Origin of the sequence: Mycolicibacterium arabiense, assembly GCF_010731815.2 — a bacterium.
Classification (GTDB): Bacteria; Actinomycetota; Actinomycetes; order Mycobacteriales; family Mycobacteriaceae; genus Mycobacterium; species Mycobacterium arabiense.
Genome location: NZ_AP022593.1, coordinates 3,439,992 through 3,459,934, shown reverse-complemented (window position 1 = coordinate 3,459,934; position 19,943 = coordinate 3,439,992). Strand labels below are relative to the sequence as shown.

The 19,943-nt window shown below is 68.6% G+C and carries 14 protein-coding genes; 2 read left to right on the top strand and 12 right to left on the bottom strand.

Translation table 11 applies throughout. The features are described from left to right. From G6N61_RS18190 to G6N61_RS18140, 11 genes are all read right to left on the bottom strand, one after another. On the bottom strand, positions 1-1,146 hold the full coding sequence (locus tag G6N61_RS18190) for an EspK C-terminal domain-containing protein (protein WP_163919778.1): 1,146 nt from the start codon (positions 1,144-1,146) through the stop codon (positions 1-3). A 1,321-nt stretch (positions 1,147-2,467) separates the two neighbouring features. Next, complete coding sequence (locus G6N61_RS18185; protein WP_163919777.1) at positions 2,468-3,430, bottom strand: ESX-1 system-associated protein; 963 nt, start codon at positions 3,428-3,430, stop codon at positions 2,468-2,470. A 1,133-nt stretch (positions 3,431-4,563) separates the two neighbouring features. Next, complete coding sequence (locus G6N61_RS18180; RefSeq protein WP_163919776.1) at positions 4,564-5,523, bottom strand: ESX-1 system-associated protein; 960 nt, start codon at positions 5,521-5,523, stop codon at positions 4,564-4,566. A gap of 241 nt (positions 5,524-5,764) precedes the next feature. After that, positions 5,765-6,109, bottom strand: a complete 345-nt coding sequence (locus tag G6N61_RS18175) for a YbaB/EbfC family nucleoid-associated protein (RefSeq protein WP_308214994.1) — start codon at positions 6,107-6,109, stop codon at positions 5,765-5,767. Continuing rightward, positions 6,106-7,740 carry a PPE domain-containing protein gene (locus G6N61_RS18170; RefSeq protein WP_179973482.1) on the bottom strand — a complete coding sequence of 545 codons (1,635 nt, stop codon included), beginning with the start codon at positions 7,738-7,740 and terminating at the stop codon, positions 6,106-6,108. Before G6N61_RS18170 ends, G6N61_RS18175 begins: the two co-directional genes overlap by 4 nt. Before the next feature lie 31 nt (positions 7,741-7,771). Further along, positions 7,772-9,169, bottom strand: coding sequence for a type VII secretion protein EccE (gene eccE / locus G6N61_RS18165; RefSeq protein WP_163919775.1), 1,398 nt, complete (start codon positions 9,167-9,169; stop codon positions 7,772-7,774). Continuing rightward, positions 9,166-10,515, bottom strand: a complete 1,350-nt coding sequence (mycP, locus tag G6N61_RS18160; protein ID WP_163919774.1) for a type VII secretion-associated serine protease mycosin — start codon at positions 10,513-10,515, stop codon at positions 9,166-9,168. The genes eccE and mycP overlap by 4 nt, the downstream gene beginning before the upstream one ends. Positions 10,516-10,744: 229 nt before the next feature. Continuing rightward, positions 10,745-11,002 (bottom strand): HPr family phosphocarrier protein, encoded by a 258-nt coding sequence (locus G6N61_RS18155; protein WP_163919773.1) that lies wholly within the window; start codon positions 11,000-11,002, stop codon positions 10,745-10,747. A 44-nt stretch (positions 11,003-11,046) separates the two neighbouring features. Further along, on the bottom strand, positions 11,047-13,083 hold the full coding sequence (locus G6N61_RS18150) for a PTS fructose transporter subunit IIABC (protein ID WP_163919772.1): 2,037 nt from the start codon (positions 13,081-13,083) through the stop codon (positions 11,047-11,049). Between the two features lie 70 nt (positions 13,084-13,153). Further along, entirely contained in the window at positions 13,154-14,131 is a 978-nt protein-coding gene (pfkB, locus tag G6N61_RS18145) for a 1-phosphofructokinase (protein WP_163919771.1), read from the bottom strand. Then, on the bottom strand, positions 14,128-14,907 hold the full coding sequence (locus tag G6N61_RS18140; RefSeq protein WP_163919770.1) for a DeoR/GlpR family DNA-binding transcription regulator: 780 nt from the start codon (positions 14,905-14,907) through the stop codon (positions 14,128-14,130). The genes pfkB and G6N61_RS18140 overlap by 4 nt, the downstream gene beginning before the upstream one ends. 102 nt (positions 14,908-15,009) lie before the next feature. On the opposite strand from G6N61_RS18140, the gene G6N61_RS18135 reads away from it, so the two are divergent. Together G6N61_RS18135 and G6N61_RS18130 are read left to right on the top strand one after the other, a co-directional pair. After that, positions 15,010-16,710, top strand: coding sequence for a phosphoenolpyruvate--protein phosphotransferase (locus G6N61_RS18135; protein ID WP_163919769.1), 1,701 nt, complete (start codon positions 15,010-15,012; stop codon positions 16,708-16,710). Between the two features lie 63 nt (positions 16,711-16,773). Further along, entirely contained in the window at positions 16,774-17,745 is a 972-nt protein-coding gene (locus G6N61_RS18130; RefSeq protein ID WP_163919768.1) for a pirin family protein, read from the top strand. 24 nt (positions 17,746-17,769) lie between these two features. On the opposite strand, the gene G6N61_RS18125 is transcribed toward G6N61_RS18130, so the two are convergent. Continuing rightward, on the bottom strand, positions 17,770-19,926 hold the full coding sequence (locus tag G6N61_RS18125) for an FUSC family protein (RefSeq protein ID WP_163919767.1): 2,157 nt from the start codon (positions 19,924-19,926) through the stop codon (positions 17,770-17,772). Positions 19,927-19,943: the final 17 nt, after the last annotated feature.

The following is a 19,943-nucleotide window of genomic DNA, read 5'->3' as shown; positions in this document are numbered from 1 at the left end:
TCAGACGCTGGCGTCTGCGCCGCTCGCTTCCCACATCAGCACGCTCAGGTGTTGCCAATAGACCCAGTCTGCGATCGCGGCGCGTTGTAGCTCGGCGTCGACCGCCGTGTGTGCCCGATAGAGCGCCTGCTCCTGAGCGTGCTCGGCGTAGTTGATGAACGCCTGCAGGTGCACGCCGACACGTTCCGGGGAGGTGCTCATCAGTGGCTTGATGAGTTCGAACCACAGCACGTTCGACTTGTCTTCCGGCGCAGTGGTGTCGGCGGGCGCGGGCGGAAGTAGTTCGGTGAGGTCTGCGTTCGGTACCGAGGCGAGCCGTGCCGAGGCGCTGGGTGCGATGACCTCGAGGCGGCTGCGGCCCTCCATCTTGCCGCTTTCGGGGATGTCGTCGGGTCGCAGGACGATCTTGGCGGTGCCGGGGTCGAAGCTCGCGAACTGCTCTTCGGTGGCGATGACGGCGCGCAGTTTTTGGTCGTGGGCTTGGGCCCAGCCTTGGATGGCGAGGATGGGGTAGGTCGCCCACTTGGCGCGTTCCTGTGGCGGGAGGGTCTCGTCGGCGGTGGCCATGGTGACTTGAGCCGGCAGGTTGACGCCCTCGGGGATGTAGGCCAGCCCGTAGCTGTTTGCGACGACGATGGAGCCGTCGGCGGTGAGGCCGGTGACCCAGTAGAAGCCGAAGTCGCTGACGCCAATGTTGAGCGCTGCGGCGATGCGACGAGCCATGATCAGCGCGGCATTGCCGTTCTTCTTGCGGTTCATGGCTCCGCCCGCGGACGCCGATGCGATGGCGTCGCGTTCCATGCGCGCGGTCGACACCGGAACGGGCGCTGCGCCTACCGCGCCGGCATCGTTGCGTCCCGCCGACGCCGCGTGGACTCCTGGCCCGCCTGGTCCGGCGGCTGCTGCTGGGTTGGCTCCTGCGCCGCCGCCAGGGGGCCCGGTGGGTGCAGCGGGTGTCGGCGTGCTTGGGGGAGCGAGCGGCATGGGCGGTGGGGGTGGGCTCGCCGGGCCAGCACCGGACGGCGCCCCGCCACCTACAGAGCCACCGCCGCCGGAAGTTCCTGCGCCGCTGCCCATCCCGGCGCCGCTGGCGCCACCGGACCCACCGGCTGGGGCGTGCGTGCTGGCAGCGGGTTCGGTAGGCATGACGGGCGGAGTCGCCGGTTGCAGCGGACTCGCTGACGGTGTAACCGGCTGCTGCGCAACGGGAACCGACTTATTGGTCGCCTCCATGGCCTTGGCCGCGTCAGGAGCCGCGCCGCCACTGGCGCCGCGGCCCGGTTCTGCGCCAGTCTCGGGGCGAGCGCCGGTGCTTGGGCCTTGCTGGGAGTCCTTGCCGCCTGTGGCGGGTTTGGTGTCTTGAGACGTTGTGGCGCCTGTGGATTGGGTGCCGGAAGAGGAGGAGCCGCCGCTGCTGCCAGCGCTGCCGCCGCCTCCACCGCTGGCTGCCGGAGCCGAAGCGACCGGGGGGCGTCCGCCGGTAGGTGAGGTGGAAGAGGCGCCGCCCGACGGAGTGGATACGGCCGGCGCTGTCGGTGAGTTGGCGGTCGCGGCCGAAACTGGGCCGCTTGCAGCAGGCGTCTCGGCGCGGACGTTGCTGGCGTTAATGACCGGGTGCGGAGATTCATCGGCGGGTGATCGTACGGACCCGCCGGCAGTGCCCCTGCTATTACTGGCGGCAGGTGAAGGGCCCTGTGCTGCGCTTTGCGTCTGTTCCCGATTGCCTGCGTCGAAGTTGCCCGCCGGAGGCGCTGCTGGAGGCGCAGGCTTGTCTGCTCCACCACGCATACCCGCCATGTTCGGCGCGGTGGGGCGATTCCCGTCGTCGGTGTTTGGACCAGGATTGGCTGCGGCGGTTGCTTTAGCAACAATGTCGTCAAAGCTCGGAGCCTCGGCTGTATCCCGGATACATTTGTAGGACGCGCCGGACTCGATCGCGCGAGCTGCTGCGGAGACAACAGCGGTGTTCTCTGCAAGGGCCCTGGCCACTATCGTTGCAATGGCGTCCGAACGTATGGATTCCGGATTGAACTCCATTTGTTGCAGTTTATCGATGGCGGCTTGGGCTGTATTGCTTATGCTGATGACGTCCATTTTGGCGTTCACTATCGTCTGAAACGCCTCGTTGTGGAATGCAATTAATTTCTGCAACGCGGCGTCCAGGGTCATCATTAGATCAATGTGCGAAGTCACTTTGCTTTGAGCGCTTGATGACGCTGTGCCGAACCAGGTACTACCGTCGAACAACTTCGTTCGTATGTTTAGCCAAATATCGAGTTGCGCCCGGCACTGCTTTAAGGTGTCCAGCAATGCCGTCAACCTCGCCAAGTGGGCGTCTTCATCAGCGCTCGGCCACGCTGCCGGCGGTGACGTCATCTGATCTCGGTGCCCGTCAGTCGGGCGAGGGATAGTCATAGGTTTTCTTTGAGAGTCCCACGCGGCCCCGGCACCAGAAGCATGGACATCGCTAGGCCACCGTTAGTCGGCACGCCGCCGACAGGGTATTATTGAGACGGAGCGCGGTGTAACTTAGCCAGCTATCGGAGCCAACATAAGCTTGCCCCGACGATACGTAGGCTCGGAAATACAACGATGCGAGTACCGCGAAATCTTCGAAAACCGCGTTGGCGCTCGAACGGCCGGTGGTTTCCATATCGGTTGCGAACCTTGAGAGCACAGGAAGTGCGTCGAGTTGAATCTGACGCTGCGCAGGGCTCCAGTCGCTGGCAGGAATACTAGTGTCGAGTGCTTCCCATTTATTCGTTCCCGCTAGGAATTGGGAATCATTCGCAGCCCATGCTTCGCAGGCCGTCGTCGCCGGCCCCGCAAGGAATCGTTGTGGATTACCCACATCTCCGGTGGGAGCCACCGTCGTCGGTGGTCCTACGTCCTCTAGCGCTAAGGAACGCCGCGCAGAACCTTGATCTATTGCAGTGCAGATGCCCTGGAGGGCGTTGCTGATGCTGACATTAACTCCTGCAAGATCATTCGCGTTTGGTGTGTACGTCGGTATGCTTTCGGCGTATGCGCGCCCATAAGCGATGAATTGCTCGTACAGTTCACGAACGACGCGATGTGGTGTCTGTCTTGCGAGCGACACCATCTGATCGGCAGCGTTCGTTATCGCGGTAACTGCCGTTTGAACGTGACTTCGTTGCGATGCTGTCCAGTCTGCGGCTGGCCCGAGGGAGTCTCTTTCGTCGCTCCAGCCCTGCTGTTGCGCATCGGCTAGCACATTGACTATGTCTGTCAGCGCCTTGCACGTCGGCTCCTCCGTGATGATCTCGACCGGCCCAGTGTCGTTGGCGCTAGCGATGTCCGAAGGGACATCCGATGTTGGCGGAGTCGATGGTCCATCCCCGTCGCGTGTGAACAGCAGGGTGGCGCCGATCGTCACACCGATCACCAAGAGCACCGCGATCGCGACCAACAACCACTTCGTTGTCCCCCCGCCCTTCTGCGGTGGATGCGGTGGCTGCCATTGGCCCTGCGGGGGATATGGCTGTTGTCCGGGGTAGGGCTGATAGCCCGGCGGCGGGCCGTACTGCGGCTGATTCGGTGGCTGCGGTCCCGGCTGAGGGGGAGGCCATCCACCCTGAGGCGGCATGCTCATGCGCGCGCCTCCATAGTCGACGTCCTCATTTCCGAACCCCCGCGAGATCTAGTGCGTATTCGATGGTGTTCACCGATGGCGACTTTCTCCACAGTAGGTCAGAAGCCGAGGTCGGCAACACGCCAATTCGCATTCGAGTACTTCCCTTCGATACGTCGACCCCCGTCGACCGCGCCCTCGCCCGCGGTCTCGACGATCGCCAACACACTGCGCTTTCAGTTTGCCTCGATCGAAACCGACGCCGTCGTCGGCGCGGTCCGCTTTCGGGGATTTCGTCGGGGCGTAGGACGATCTTGGCGGTGCCGGGGTCGAAGCTGGCGAACTGCTCTTCGGTGGCGATGACGGCGCGCAGTTTCTGGTAATGGGCCTGGGCCCAGCCTTGGATGGCGAGGATGGGGTAGGTCGCCCCCTTGGCGCACTCCCGGGGCGGCAGGGTCTCGTCGGCGGTGGCCATGGTGACGTGAGCCGGCAGGTTGACGCCCTCGGGGATGTAGGCCAGCCCGTAGCTGTTGGCGACGACGATGGCTGCATGAGCGCTCCGCGGGCAGATTCCTCAATTGACTCGTCGTTCGCGACGCTATCGATGAGCCCCGGGGCATGGTCGCTCAATAGTCTGATCTGGGTTTTTGCGCCCGATACCGATTGATAACTTTTTAGTAGAGAAGCCAGATTGTTTTCTATCGCATCGCTTACGGACTGCAGATCTTCAACGGCGGACTGGACTCGGGTTTGGGCTGCACTAGCGCCGGTGCCGAACCACGTGTTGCCGTCGAAGAGTGAGGTGGCTACCCGGTGCCACGACGCCAGCCGATCATCGATACCTGTTTCTAGCGAGGTCAATTGGTCCCCGCGGGCGCTCAGGGCATCTTCGTCTGACATGGGCCATGCTGACGGAGGAACCGTCGTATCCGGTCTGCGACCGCCTGTTGGCCGTTCAATAAACATGCGAATTACCCGTCGATGGCGCGACAGGCGTCGGTCACTACATTAGTGAGCCGTAACCCCGCAGCACTCAGCCAACTATCTGCGCTGGTGTAGGAGTCTCCTGCTGAGACATAGGCGTCGATGTAGAGACTCGCAAGTTGGCCGAAATCGTTGACAGTCAGGTTTTCGCTTTGCTCCGCAGCCGCGGCAGTAGCGTCCGAGAACGAGCCAAGAAATTCAATCGCAACCAACTGCGTCGCACGCTGTTCGGGCGACCATTGCGTCGCGGGCAGGTCAGTATCGAGCTTGGCCCATTCCGACAGATCGGCGCCGTTCTGGTCTTCGCGCCTGATCCACGACTCGCAGGCCGGATCCGGTGAGGAAAGGAATAGCGCTGGACTCGCTGGCTCCTCAACGGAGGCAAAGTCCCGGGGGGGTGCGGCTGACTCAATCGCTATTGAGCGGTTCGCCGCGCCATTCTCTATGGCAGTACAGATGGCTGTCAATGCGTCTGCGGCATTGATGTTGACGGACGCCAAGTAATTATCGACAGGTTGGTAGTCGTTGATGCTGTCCGCGTAGGCCCGGCCATAGGCCATGTAGCTTTCATAAAGTTCTCGGACGACTCGATGCGGGGTCTGCGATGCCAAGGGCGTGAGACGGTCGGACGCGTTCGTCATTGCCCGTGTGACCTGTTCGACTTTTGAGGCCTCATCGGACGTCCAGCTGTCCCTTGGCCCGAGGCGTTCCCGAATGTCACCCCAGCCCTGCTGCTGCAGCCGGCTGAGGCTGTCGTTGACGGACGTGTAAGCCTCGCACGTCGGTTCTTCCGTGATGATCTCAACCGGCCCAGTGTCGTTAGCGCTAGCAATATCCGACGCAACATCTGACGTCGACGGAGTGGATGGTGCACCCCCATCGCGGGTGAGCAGCAGGGTGGCGCCGATCGTCACACCGATCACCAAGAGCACCGCGATCGCGACCAACAACCACTTCGTTGTCCCCCCGCCCTTCTGCGGAAAAGGAGGCGGCGGCTGCCATTGGCCCTGCGGGGAATAAGGCTGTTGACCGGGGTACGGCTGATAGCCCGGCGGCGGGCCGTACTGCGGCTGATTCGGCGGCTGCGGTCCTGGCTGTGGGGAAGGCCATTCACCCGGAGGCGGCATGCTCATGCTCTGACTCCTGACGCCAATGCGTCAACGAGTGCGCGGCCGAAAGCGCTACGACTCACCATCGGCCCACGTCCTCACCCTCGCCGGTGATCTCGGCGACCACCGAGTCGATACGCTCCCGGTCCGCCTCGATCGAGGCCGAAGCCTCCGCGGTGGCGTTCTGCAGCGCCTCGTTGATTCGGGCCTCCACCACCTCGGCGCCTAGGCGCAGCAGCCCGTCCTCGAGGTAGACGTCGGTCAGCCAGCTGTGCCCGTTGAGCGTGACCTCGACCGTCTTGGTCTCATCCATCGCCGTGAACGTCTGCTGGTTCATCTTCGCCAGTTGATCGTCCATCAGCGACTGCAGCCGTTGCGCCTGCTGCAGAACGGCGACCACCTGCGGGTGCATGTCCTCGGTCACTTGGCTTCCTTATCGCCGCTATCCCGACGTCGCGGCCGGTTGCCGATCACGCCTTCGGTCCACGCCCGATCCTCTTCGTAGAGCGACTCGTCGGGCGACGTGCCCGGCGAGCGCTTCTTCTCCGACGCGCCACCTTGGCCATGACCGGCGCCGTGCATGGGCATGCCACCTCCCATGCCCATGCCGCCCATTCCTCCGGCTGCACCGCCGCCAGCCGCCGCTCCACCGGCGGGACCCGTTGCGCCACCGCCGGCGCCCGGGCCCACCGACACACTCCCGACGTTGGGTTGCAACGGCATTGGACCGCCGCCACCGCCACCACCGGAGCCACCGCCCGAACCGCCACCGGACCCACCGCCTCCAGCCGAGGCCGGGCTCAGACTCGGATCGTCGAGAAGCGGAAGATCGGTCGGCGGACCGCCTCCGAGGTCGGGGAGGCCCGGCATCCCGCCACCTGCCGGAGAACCACCACCGGCGGGTGCGCCGCCCCCGCCAGCGGGCGACCCCCCGCCAGCGGGCGACCCTCCGCCGGCAGGCGACCCGCCGCCCGCCTGACCGCCCGGCGACGGCTGCGCCTGAGCCGCTGCGGGCGAAACGGGCACGTCACCCGGCGCCGCCTGCGGTTGCGGCTGCTGACCACCCTGGGGCGCACCACCGCCGCCGCCACCGGTCCCCGCGCCCGCACCCGCGCCGCCTCCGCCCGCACCGCCTTCGCCCGGCCGATCGATCTTCTTCTTGGCCTTCGTGCGCCCCTTCTGCTTGTCCATTGGCGACGCAGGCGCGGGCGCGGGGCACTTCGGCGGCTTCGGGAGCGCAAGCGGCTGGCCCGCCGACCTACCGATGTAGCCCTGCAGCACCTCCTCCGAACGCACCTGCATCTCCTGGCGCTGCCTGAGTAGTTGCACCTGCTCGTTCACGTCACGCGACATCAGAATTCGCGCGTCCAGGTCCTGGACTTCGGCGAGCGTCGGATGCGAGGCCGCGGCGCTGCGGTGCGTCGCAGCGAGGTCCCCGGCCTGACCCGCGAGTTGCCGTGACGTGTCGGCCATCTCGCGCAGCCACTTGCGGTGTTCGGCGAGGGCGTCGGAGGCCGCCTCGGCCGCGCCACCCTCCCATGACATTCCCGCCGAGTCATACGAACTGGACCGTGACTCGAGCGCACCCGCGTACGCCTCCCACTGCCCCTTGAAGGCATCGAGAGACGCTGCCTGATCCGGCGCCTCGATCTCGGCGGCGGCCTGCTCGACCATGACGAACGGGGCCGCATGGCACTGATACGCCGGCTCCGGCGGCAGCGGAACGGAGGGCGTCGTCGGTGGAGCCGGTTGCACGGGAGCGATCGACGGGGCGGACTCGCCGTCGTCCAGCGCGACGCCCGCTTGCTCGTCCAACTGGCGATACGCCGCAGCGGCAGAGCGGAACGTCTCCGCCAGGCGCATCGCTTCCGCTTGCCCGGAGGCCGCGTACCCGCGCAGTGCCTCGGCGGACTTGTTGAGTTCTCCGACGGCGCTGACGGCCACCTGCAGCGCGCATGGTGGTAGCGGTTGTCCCGGTGCGGTCGGCATCGGCTGACCGATCTGGGCGGCCTTCGCCTCCAGTTCGGCCGGATCGACCTTCACTTCCCCCGACATGTCTCCTCCTACGGCTCCCCGTGACTGGCGCTCACTGCTCGAGCGCCATTTGGTAGCGACTCTCCTCGCGCGGGTTGATCAGCCTGATGGGCAGCTGACGATGCCGCGGAGTGTCGATGAAGTTGTGTCGCAACACGACTCGTCCCACACCGGGATGCGGGCTGAGGTACGTCGTTGCCTTGGGCCAACCGATCTTGGCGACCTTGCCGACCCGGGCGTTGATCGAGCCCGCGAATTCCCTGAACTGCGGGCCCAGGGTGACGATCGCTCCCGCCGCTGCCGACCGGATGACGAATTGCGTGAACAGCCGCGCATCCCCGAGGTTGATGCTGACGTCCACGTCGTCGAACGGCATGTACACCGGGTACCGGTCGGCCGTCTCGCCGATCAGCACGCCCGCAGACCCGATCGGCAGTTCGTAATGCCGATCGGTGACCGGGCTCTGCCCCAGCATCGCTGCACGCTGACCGCCGAACAGGCACGAAAATCCCCGCGGTGTCGAGGGATTCGCCAACGTCGTCAACAGAACCGTCGTCGTCGGAGCGGCACCCGGGCGCACCCGAACCTGCGTGATGGTGTGGTCCGCCCGCGCGCTCCACCAGACGTTGGGTCCGCCCGGAGCGGTGTAGGCGGCGGTGAACGTGCTGCGCCCCTTGATCGACGACCACGTCTCCCGCTCGAAGCTGATCTCGGTCGCCTTGTCGAAGTCGTCGAAGCTGCGGCTGCACCGCGCGTCGATCCCGTTGCTCGCCAACTGATCTGCGATGCGCGTCGTCGACGACACGAGGTACCGGGCCAGCCCGGCCACGCCGACCTCTCGGCGTAGCGCGGACTTCCGCGTCACCTCGGGCAGTGCCCGCAGCACGATCCACGTCCGCCGGTTCGACGGCGCCGGATATGGCCCGACGACCTGCTCGTACAGCGCGACGAGGCTTGCCGGTGCGGTACGGCCCACGCGTTGCCCTGCCGAGACGACGTCGGCCTCCAGGTCCGGGCAGTGCGCGGCGATCAACTGCTCGACCAGCTTGGTGTCGACCACGTCGTCGGTGAACGCCTCGCCCGCAACGATCACCGTCGGGGTGAACGGCCGCGGCACCAGTTCGATGACCGACACCAAATGATCGCCCTGCCAACGCACTGCGACGTGATCGCCGGGCAGCACCGTCGCGCCGACGGCAGGTTCGGACGGTGCGGCCGGCGCCGCCCGATGCCGTCGGCGCCAAGAAAAGATGGCGACGATCCAGCCGGCGAACCGGCGCCCGCGCACGGTGAGCACCGCCGCGATCGCGATGAGCACTCCGAGCGTGATCCCCAACCACAGCAGGTTCAGCTTCATGAACAGCAGCACACAGGCGGGGATGAGCACCGCCGCCCACAGCAGATGCCCGGTGGTGGCGCGGAATCCGAACTGGCCGAGGAACTCCCTCATCGGCGCCTCAGGGCTCGACGCGCGAGTGCGCCGACGCCCAGCGCGGCCGCCAGGCTCACCCCGGCGATCACGACGATCGTGATCGGGCCGCGGTCGGGCGGCGCCACGTACACCGGCGGCGGCAGCTGCTTGACCTCATACGGCACCGCATCCGGACCCTCCGGGACGTCCCACGTGAGTGCGGCCACCGGATCGATGACGCCCGCGCCGACGTAGTTGTCGACACCGCCACCGGGGTGCCGCGCGGTCGCGGTGATCCGGTTCATGATCTGCGCCGGTGTCAGGTCGGGAAAGCGTTGCTTGACCATCGCGGCGAGGCCGGAGACGAACGCCGCCGCGAACGACGTTCCGTTGATGGGAATCAGGCCGTCCTGTCCCTGGAGAGCGTTGACCGGGTTGCCGTCGTATCCGAGAGCGGTGATGTTCTCCGCAGGCGCGGCGGCGCCGACCCACGGGCCGGACATCGAGAACGTGCTGGGCTGCCCGTTCTCGGCAATACCGCCCACGGTCAGCACCAGCGGCGAATACCAGGCCGGCGACACGATCGTCTGCACGCCCTGCCAACCACGCGGATCGGCCGGTAGCGCCGGGTTGGGCGGCGGGTTCTGCGAACAGTCCCCGCCGGTGTTGCCCGCCGCGACCACGACGACCGCGCCCTTCACGTTGACGGCGTACTCGATTGCCGCGCCGAGGCTGTTCTCGTCGATGCGCCTGGTCACCTTGTAGCAGGCGGCCTCGCTGATGTTGATGACCTGCGCGCCCATGTTCGCCGCATGCAGGATCGCGCGGGCCAGGCTGCGCAGGGACCCTGCCGTGGGCGTCGAGTTCGGGTCGTTGGGGTCGCTGCGAGCGCCGACGGGCTGGAAGTTGTCCGACGTCTGGCGCATGGACAGCACGCGGGCATCCGGTGCGACGCCGATGAAGCCGTCCGTCGGCGAACCCTTGCCCGCGATGATCGCCGCGGTGAGCGTGCCGTGCGAGTCGCAGTCGGACATGCCGTTGCCCGCCTTGTCGACGAAGTCGCCGCCCGGCTCCGCCGGAACCCGCGGTGAGCCGTTCACTCCGGTGTCGATGACCGCGACAGTTACCCCGGCGCCCGTTGCGAACTTCTGCGCATCGGCGATCCGCAGGTAGTTGTTGGCCCACGGCCTGTCGGCGAAGTTGGAGTTCGGGAACACCATCGGCGCCGAGCATTCGCGTCGCTGCTCGGTGGGTTGGTCGGGACCGGTCACGTCGGGCGGCAGTGCACCCTTGTCGATCACCGGCGGGTCGATCGCCACCGCGGGTGGTGCGCTGAGCAACGCCAGGCTCAACACCGCGACGACTACTGCGAAGCGCCGAACCACCTGTCACCCCCTGCCAAAATCTCACGACCTGGCATGTGCTGACCCGCCACCAGCAAACTCAATCTCTGCTGCGTGGCGGCGCACTCCGACCCGACGATCCCCCGACCCAAAAGCACGAATGAAACTATACGGGTGGCTGAGCGGGGTCGAACGCGCTTTCTCCAGTGCACGAAACCCGCCTGGCTGCGATGGCGCAGCTCAGGCGGGTCCGTGTATCAGCTAATCAAGGTCAGGCGTCGAGATCCTTGGCGACGAGGTCTGCGACCGTGCTCAGGGCTGCCTCGTCGTCGGATTCCACAGTGACCTGGTCGCCGTTGCCGGCGCCGAGGGTCATGATCATCAGCGCCGATCCGGCGTCCACCGGCTCCTCGCCTGCGGTGGCGAGGGTGACCTCGGCTCCGGAGGCGACGACGGCTTCGGCGATGATCGCGGCCGGCCGGGCGTGCAGGCCGATGGACGATCCGACGACGACGGTCTTGCTGGGCATGGTGTCTCCTCTGTGGTGTGGGTTGAGCAGTGGGTGGGTTGATGTCAGGCGTTGGCCAGCGCGGGGCTGGACTCTGCGGGAGTGTCCTTCTTGCTGGCGAACTGCTTGGCGGTGATCACCGCGACGGCGCCGACTGCCGTGCCGACGGCCAGGGCGAGGAGGAACCACACCAGGTTGCCGATCGCGAAGAACACGAAGATGCCGCCGTGCGGTGCCTTGAGCGTCACGTCGAAGGCCATGATGAGCCCGCCGGTGAGCGCACCGCCGGCCATCATCGACGGGATGACGCGCAGCGGGTCGGCCGCGGCGAACGGGATGGCGCCCTCGGAGATGAACGAAGCGCCGAGCAGCCATGCGGCGCGGCCGTTCTCACGCTCCGGCTCGGTGAACAGCTTGGGCCGCAGCGTCGATGCGAGCGCCATCGCCAAGGGCGGCACCATGCCCGCGGCCATCACCGCAGCCATGATGCGAAGCGACGCCGGGTCGGCGACGTTGAGGCCGGCAGTGGCGAAGGCGTACGCCGCCTTGTTCACCGGGCCGCCCAGGTCGAAGCACATCATCAGTCCGAGGATGACGCCCAGCAGGATCACCGAGCTGCCGGAGAGGCCGCCGAGCCAATTCGTCAGGCCGGAGGTGATGGCGGCCAGGGGACGGCCGAGCAGCAGGAACATCAGCAGGCCGACGACCAGCGAGGCGCCCAGCGGGATGATGACCACCGGCATGAGGCCGCGCGCCCACTTCGGCACGTTGATCTTGCTGATCCATAGAGCGGTGAAGCCGGCGATCAAACCGCCGACGATGCCGCCGATGAAGCCGCCGCCGACGAACACGGCCACGGCACCTGCGGTGAAACCTGGTGCGATGCCGGGCCGGTCGGCTATCGCGAACGATATGTAACCCGCGAGCGCGGGCACCAGGAAGCCGAACGCTAGCCCGCCGAGGGTGAACAACACCGCGCCGAGGTACTGGGTCAGCCCGCCGCTGGGGAGGTTCGTCAGCGAGTTGCCCGCGGCGATGATGTTGCCGAGGCTCTTCGTCTCGCCATCGGGGGTGTTGGCGATGTCGTAGCCCGCCAGCAGGAACCCGAGCGCGATGAGCAGACCGCCCGCCGCGACGAACGGGATCATGTAGCTCACGCCCGTGAGCAGGATCTGCCGGGTCCGCGTACCCCAGCCGACGCCTCCCGACGCCGGGCCGCTCGAGGATGCCGACGCACCAGCCGAGCCCTCGACGCGCGCAGCGTTGGGATTGGTTGCGGCGCTGAGGGCTTCGGAGATCATCTTGGCCGGCTCGTTGATGGCGCGCTTGACGCCCGAGGCGATGACGGGCTTGCCGGCGAACCGCGAACGGTCCTTGACGCCGACGTCGGTGGCGAAGATGACGGCGTCGGCGGCGGCGATGGTCTCGGCCGACAGCGGCGTGCTGCCCGATGACCCCTGCGTCTCGACGTGCAGCGTGACACCCGCCTCCTTGGCGGCGGCGACCAGTGAGTCGGCGGCCATGTAGGTGTGGGCGATGCCGGTCGGGCAGGCGGTGATCGCGACCAGCGTGCGGACTGCCTCGGCTGGCCTCTCGTCGACCGGTGCCGCGGCCGGAGCCGCAGCGGGCTTGGCCGCAGCGGGATTCGCAGGCGCAGGACTGACCACTCCCTCGACCAGTTCGACGATCTCCGCGTCGGACGACGCCGCGCGCAGCGACGCGACGAAGTCCTTGCGCACCAGCGCCCGCGCCAGGCTGGACAGCAGCTTCATGTGCTGGGAGCCACCGGCTTCCGGCGCGGCGATGAGGAACGCCAGGTCGGCGGGACCGTCGGGGGCGCCGAAGTCGACCTTGGGCGACAGGCGGGCGAACCCGATCGTCGCCTCGTCGACGTGCGGCGAGCGGCAGTGCGGGATCGCGATGCCGCCCGGCAAGCCCGTGGCGGACTGCGCCTCGCGGGCCATCGCCGCAGCGATCAACCCGTCGCGGTCGGTGGCTCGGCCGGCGTCGGCGAGCCGACCGGCGAGCAGCCGGATGACCGACTCCTTGTCGCCGCCGGCGTCGACGTCGAGCGCGACCAGGTCTGTGGTGATGATGGGCATGTCGCTACTTCCTCGTAGTCAAGATGGTGCGAGTGGTCATGGGGTTGAGGACGGGGGCTATGGAGGGGCGCTATGGACGGGCGGACGCGGGCGTAAGCGCATACACCCGAACGGCATCGAGGTCGATCTGGTCCGGTGACGGCAGCGCCGACCCGGGTAGCGCGGCAGCTGCGCTGCCGTAGGCCACCGCCATTCGAAGGCGCTGTGGCGGCTGCGCCCCACCGACTTCGGCGCGCAGGTAACCGGCCAGCGAGCTGTCGCCGGCGCCGACGGTGCTGCGCGGGACGATCGGCGGCGGGGTGGCCATCCAGCTCCCCGTCTCGTCGACCAGTACCGCCCCCGCCGCACCCAGGGTGACGAGCACGGTGCGCGCCCCACGGGCGATGACCTCACGGGCAGCCGAGACGACGGGCTCGGGATCGCCCGCGGCCGCAGCACTCTCGAGGTGCAACGGGTCGGCGCCCACCAGGCTGGCGAGTTCCTCGGCATTGGGCTTGATGACGTCGGGTGCGGCCATGTCGAACGACGCCGCCAGCGCGGCGAGCGGGCGCTCGGAGGTGTCGATGGCCACCTTGCACGCCGACGCCCGCAGGCTTGCCGCCACCTCGGCGTACCAATCGTCGGGCAATCCTGGCGGCAGCGAGCCGGACAGCACCACCCACGCCGCGTCGGCGGCTGCGGAGAGTACCGACCGGGTGAGAGCGGCACGCGCCGCGCCATCGAGCGTCGCGCCAGGCTCGTTGAGCTTGGTGGTCGTCCCGTCCGGTTCGGTGATCGCGACGTTGGTGCGGACCGCGCCGCTGACCGGAACCCCGCGGAACGCCACTCCGCTGGCGCGCAGCGCCGCGATCATCGGGTCGTCGTCGCCTGCGGGCAGGATGGCGACGGCGTCGACCCCGGCGAGCACGAGCGCCCGCGCGACGTTGACGCCCTTTCCGCCCGGTTCGGAGGTGGCCGAGGTGACGCGCTGCACGGCGCCGCGGGCGAGCGGGGCGGCCAGCGTGACGGTGCGGTCGATGCTGGGGTTGGGTGTGACTGTGACGATCACGTCGTGGCTCCTGCCTGGACGACCTCGACGCCGTGCTCGGTGAGCGACCGACGGTCGTCGTCGCTGATCTCGGTGTCGGTGATGAGGGTGTCGACGTCGGTGATGGGCGCGAAACTGACGAAGTCCTCGCGACCGACCTTGCTGGAATCGGCTGCGACCACCACGTAGTTCGCGCTGCGCACCATGGCCCGCTTCACGGCGGCCTCCTCACTGTCCGGGGTGGACAGGCCGTGGCGGGCACTGATGGCATTGGTGCCGATGAACGCGATGTCGACCCGGATGGTGTCGAGTACCCGCAACGCCTGCTCGCCGACCGCGGCCTGGGTGACGCCGCGAACCCGTCCGCCGAGGAGTTGCAGCGTCACCGTCGGCATCGCGGCCAGCCGGGCCGCGATGGGCACCGAGTTCGTGACGACGACGAGGTCGCGGTCGGTGGGAAGGTGTGCGGCGATGCGCGCCGTCGTCGTCCCCGCATCGAGCAGCACCGTGGCACCGCTGAGGGGGAAGAACTCGGTCGCGGCGGCGGCGATGGCGTCCTTGTGGTCGGCGCGGGTCGACTCCCGCTCGCCGACGCCGGCCTCCACGAGGTGCAGTGCGCGGACGGGAACGGCGCCACCGTGCACCCGGCGCAGGACGCCCGCCCGGTCGAGCGTGGCCAGGTCGCGGCGGACGGTCTCAGTGGTGACGTCGTACTCCTGCGCGAGTTCGGCGACCGATGCGCGACCCTGGCTCATCACCAGTGCGGCGATGGCCTGTTGCCGCTCCTCCGCGTACATCGTTCTCCGATCATGTGGGTTATCGTTCGCCAAAATGTTGATACATGTTGTTTTACTCTTGTCTGTGTTGACTTGTCAACGATTTCTTGTAACCTCGATCACATGAGTACGACGACGTCAGCCACCTCACTCCCGCAGCAGCAGGGGCAGGTGCTCCACGGTGTGCCCGCCGTCGGCGGTGTGCAGTACGCGCCGGTGGTCCGCCCCGGCGCGCGGCCGAGTCTCGACGAGACGCCGGTCGCCGACGTCGCGGAGTCGGAACGTCCGGCCGAGGTCGAGCGGCTCAAGGCCGCGTCGGCCGCGGTGGCCGACCGGCTGCGCGCCCGCGCCGCACACGCCACCGGCGTCGCATCGGAGGTCCTGGCCACCACGGCGCAGCTCGCCCAGGACCGCGCCTGGCTCCGCGACGCCGAGAAGCGCATCGTCGCGGGCGCACCTGCCTCCCGCGCCGTCGCGGGCGCCGTCGGCAAGATCGCCGATGCGCTCGCCAAGGCCGGCGACCTGATGGCCGAACGCGTCACCGATCTGCGCGACATCCGCGACCGCGTGATCGCCGAACTGAGTGGCCTGCCCGAGCCTGGCGTCCCGGTTCCCGATCGCCCGTCGATCCTCTGCGCAGAGGACCTCGCGCCGGTGGACACGGCGGGGCTCGACGCGTCACTCGTCGTGGGTCTGGCCACCTCGCTCGGGGGTCCCACCAGCCACACCGCGATCATCGCCCGTCAGCTCGGCATCCCGTGCGTCGTCGCGGTCGACGGCCTCGACGACGTGCCCGCCGGGACGATGATCATGGTCGACGGTTCCGTCGGCACCGTCACCGTCACACCCGACGAGGACGTCGCGGCACGCGCGGTCGAGGGCTCCCGGCGCGACGCCGAGGCGGCTCGGCAGTGGGCCGGTCCGGGCGCCACCGCAGACGGGCACCCCGTCGCGATCCTGGCCAACGTGCAGGACGGCGCCGCCGCGCGCGCAGCGGCCGAGACGCCTGCCGAGGGCGTCGGCCTGTTCCGCACCGAACTGTGCTTCCTCAACCGCGACACCGAACCCACCGTCGACGAGCAGGCGGAGATCTACGGGCAGGTGCTGGCGGCGTTCGGTGACCGCAAGGTCGTCGTCCGCACGCTCGACGCAGGCTCCGACAAACCGCTCAAGTTCGCCGGTCACCCCGACGAGGCCAACCCGGCGCTCGGCGTGCGCGGCATCCGGATCGCGTTCGGCAACCCAGCGATGGTCACCCGTCAGCTCCAGGGCATCGCCGACGCCGCGCGCAACACCGGCACGTCGCCGTGGGTCATGGCGCCGATGATCGCGACCGCCGCCGAAGCGAAGGCCTTCGCCGACGAGGCGCGGTCGATGGGCCTGACGCCTGGTGTGATGATCGAGGTGCCCGCCGCGGCGTTGCTGGCCGACCGCATCCTCGAGCACGTCGACTTCCTGTCCATCGGCACCAACGACCTGACGCAATACACGATGGCCGCCGACCGGATGTCCGCCGAACTGGCGACGCTCACCGATCCGTGGCAGCCCGCGGTCCTCGCGCTGGTCGCCATGGCGACGCGTGCCGGCGCGGCGGCGAGCAAGCCCGTCGGCGTGTGCGGTGAGGCTGCCGCCGATCCCGTGCTGGCGTGCGTGCTCGTCGGCCTTGGCGTCTCGTCGCTGTCGGCGGCCGCGGCGGCGATCTCGGCGGTGGGCGCCAAGCTCGGCCAGGTCACGCTGGCGCAGTGCCAGGCGGCGGCCGAGGCGGCGCTGAACACCGCGACCGCGGCCGAGGCACGGGCCGCGGCGCTGGCCGAGCTAGCCTGAGTGCCGGAATCAATCGGACCGCGGTCCGGTTATATGCGGTAGTTCCCTATCGAGGAGGTACCGATGCCCGCCATCACCGCCGACACGCTCACCCTGCCCCGCGTCACCGCGCCGGCACCGTCGGACACCGAGCGCCCCGTGCGCTCGATCACGACCGGCCCGCGCGGCTACGAGGGCGAGGGCTTTCCCGTCGTACGCGCCTTCGGCGGAGTCAGCGCCGCGGCACTCGACCCGTTCATCCACATGGACCAGATGGGCGAGATCGAATACCAGCCCGGTGAACCCCGCGGCACCGACTGGCACCCACACCGCGGCTTCGAGACCGTCACCTACATGATCGACGGCCGCTTCGCCCACCAGGATTCACACGGCGGCGGCGGCCTCATCACCGACGGCGCCACGCAGTGGATGACCGCGGGCTCGGGCATCCTGCACATCGAGACCCCGCCCGCCGAACTCGTCGAGAGCGGCGGCGTCTTCCACGGCGTCCAGCTGTGGGTGAACCTGCCCAAGAAGGACAAGTTCGCGGCGCCGAAGTACCAGTCGATCGAGGGCGGCGAGGTCAAGCTGCTCGCCTCCAACGACGGCGGTGCGCTGGTGCGCATCATCGCCGGTGACGTCGACGGCCAGGCAGGCCCCGGCGCGACCCACACGCCGATCACGTTGGCGCACGCCACGATCGAGCCCGGTGCGCGGCTGAACCTGCCGTGGAACCGCGACTTCAACGCGCTGGTCTACGTGCTGTCCGGTCGTGGGTCCGTCGGCCCCGTCGGCCGTTCCATCGAGCAGGGCCAGCTGGCCGTGTTCGGGCCGGGTGACCGCATCACCGTCGACGCGGGCGGAAGCCAGGACTCCAACCGGCCCGCGCTCGAGGTGCTGCTGCTCGGCGGCAAGCCGATCCGCGAGCCCGTGTTCCAGTACGGCCCGTTCGTCATGAACTCCAAGTCGGAGATCATCGAGGCGATGGACGACTTCAACGCAGGCCGGTTCGGGTCGATCCCGCCGAACGCCCTGCGTCCGCACTCCAATTCCTAGTGATTTGTGCACCCGCGAGCGCGCTCACCGCGCCTCCGGGTGCACAAATCGCTCGGGTGGTGCGGCGTAGAGCAGCTCCAGCTCGCCGAGATTGGCCGCGACGGCGACCAGGGGTAGCGCCGCCGACACCGACAGCGCTTCGCCGGACGCCTCGGCGCGCAGGGCCAGCACGAAGTCGTCGCTGATCGGCGCGTGGTCGCGGCCCGGGGTGCCGGTGAGCCGCTCGCACACCGCGGCGGTGTGGGCCTCGAGGATGTCGCGCACCCGCGGGTAGGCGGCCAGCGGCGGTGGGACGACGTCGGCGATCAACTCCGCGGCGTTGCGCAGCCGGATCGCCCGGTTGGCCGCCCGGACCACCGGTGCCCTGCCGTCGGTGGACCCGCCGCTCTCCGAAAGGTATTGCCGCACGGCGTCATCGAGGGTTCGTCCCGCCGTCATCGCGTCGTGGCCGAGTGCGAACACCCGATCGTTGGCGGCTTCGTCGGCGCCTCGGGTGACGCGGCGCACGGCCGCGGTGAGGTACGTGGTGCCGACCGCGAGCGCCGCGTCGACCGCCCGTGACACCGACGCCGCCGCGCCGCGCGGCCACAGCAGCACCGACACCACGACGCCCACCAGCGCACCCACCACGACGTCCTCGACGCGGATGAGCCCGACGCTCCACCCCGTCGGCACGATCAGGTTGAAGATGATCAGCACCATCATCGTGAACATCGCCTGCCCGGCGACGAACGACGCCACCTCGGGCACGTAGGCCGATCCGAACGCGACGATCGGCAGCGCGAGCCACATCACCACCGGTTCGACGCCCAGCAGTTCGATGAACGCGATGCCGATCAGGAAGCCCAGCACCGTGCCCGCCACTGCGCGCACCACTCGCGTGCCGGTGGTGAGCGCGCTGCTGCGCAGGACCGACATCGCGCCCAGCACCACCCAGAAGCCGTGCTCGACGGGGAAGACGTGGGTGACGGCGACCGCGAGCGCCAACCCGAGGCCGGTCCGCAGGCTGTTGCGGACCACGACCGCGCGCGTGGCGACGAACCCTGTGGTCAGGTAGGCCAGCGCCTCGGACTCCGAGAGCACGCGGTCGGCGGCGCCGGTTCTCGGCAGTCGTCGGCCCAGCACCCGCGCCCACACCGGGCGGGCGTCCGCTGCCGCGGCGATGCCGATGATCCGGCCCGTCGCGCCGACTGCCGCCGAGATCGTGCGACGCGTCAGCAGCCGTCTGCCGACTCCGATCGCGGCGCCGTCACTGGCCTCGCCGAGGATCTCGACGATGTCGTCGCGGTAGCGGCTCTGCGCCACCTCACGCTGCGCGGCCAGGCCGTTGGCGAGGTCCTCGCGGAAGACGTCGCGGCCGGACGACGGCGACGTCGTCAGGACCCGCGCCGCATCGCGCAGGACCCTCGTGACGGGGCCGCGCATCTGGGCGAGCAGGTCGCCGCTGCCGTCGGTGATGCGGTCGGATAGCCACTGCAGGTCGTCGACGACGCGCACCAGCGCCCGGCTGCCCGCGGTCAGCCCGACCGGCCGGAAGTCCGCGCCGAGGAAGTTCGACCGCAACGCGCCCATCGCGGATGACACGTCCTCGGCCGTCGCATTGCCGTCGAGGCGGTCGGCCAGCGTGCGGCACACCTGGGCGGCGTGCTGGCGGAGCTCGTCGTGGTGGCGGGGTGGGAGCAGGAACAGCGCGGCGGGGACGGCGACCGACAGCGCGATGGCCCAGCCGAGGAGGCGGTCGGGGATCGGGCCCGGGGGAGTGCAGGCCGGCAGCACGAACGTCAGCAGCGTCGAGCGCTGTCCGGCGGCCACGATCTCCGACAGCACGCCGGAGAACATCACCACCACGGCGAGCACGAACATCGTGGTGACCGCGAGCCACGGGATGGGCGCCACCAGCGACCCGATGGTGATGAGCACCGCGCCGTTGAAGGCCAGCCCGCCATACGCCACGGCGCGGGCAGCCCGGTTGCCGGGGAAGTCGACGGTGATCAGCAGCGCCACGGTGCCGAAGATCGCGAACATCGGTGTCTGCGAACCGCTTCCGAGAGCGAAGCCGAGGCCCGCCGTGACCGGCAGCACGATCCCGGCGCGCACGGCACGCCGAAACGCGTCGTGCTCGGGGTCCTTCTCGGCGAGCCGACTCCGTGCCCGGTGCAGCAGGCCGGCCGGGGTCAGCATGAACCGGATGGTAGACC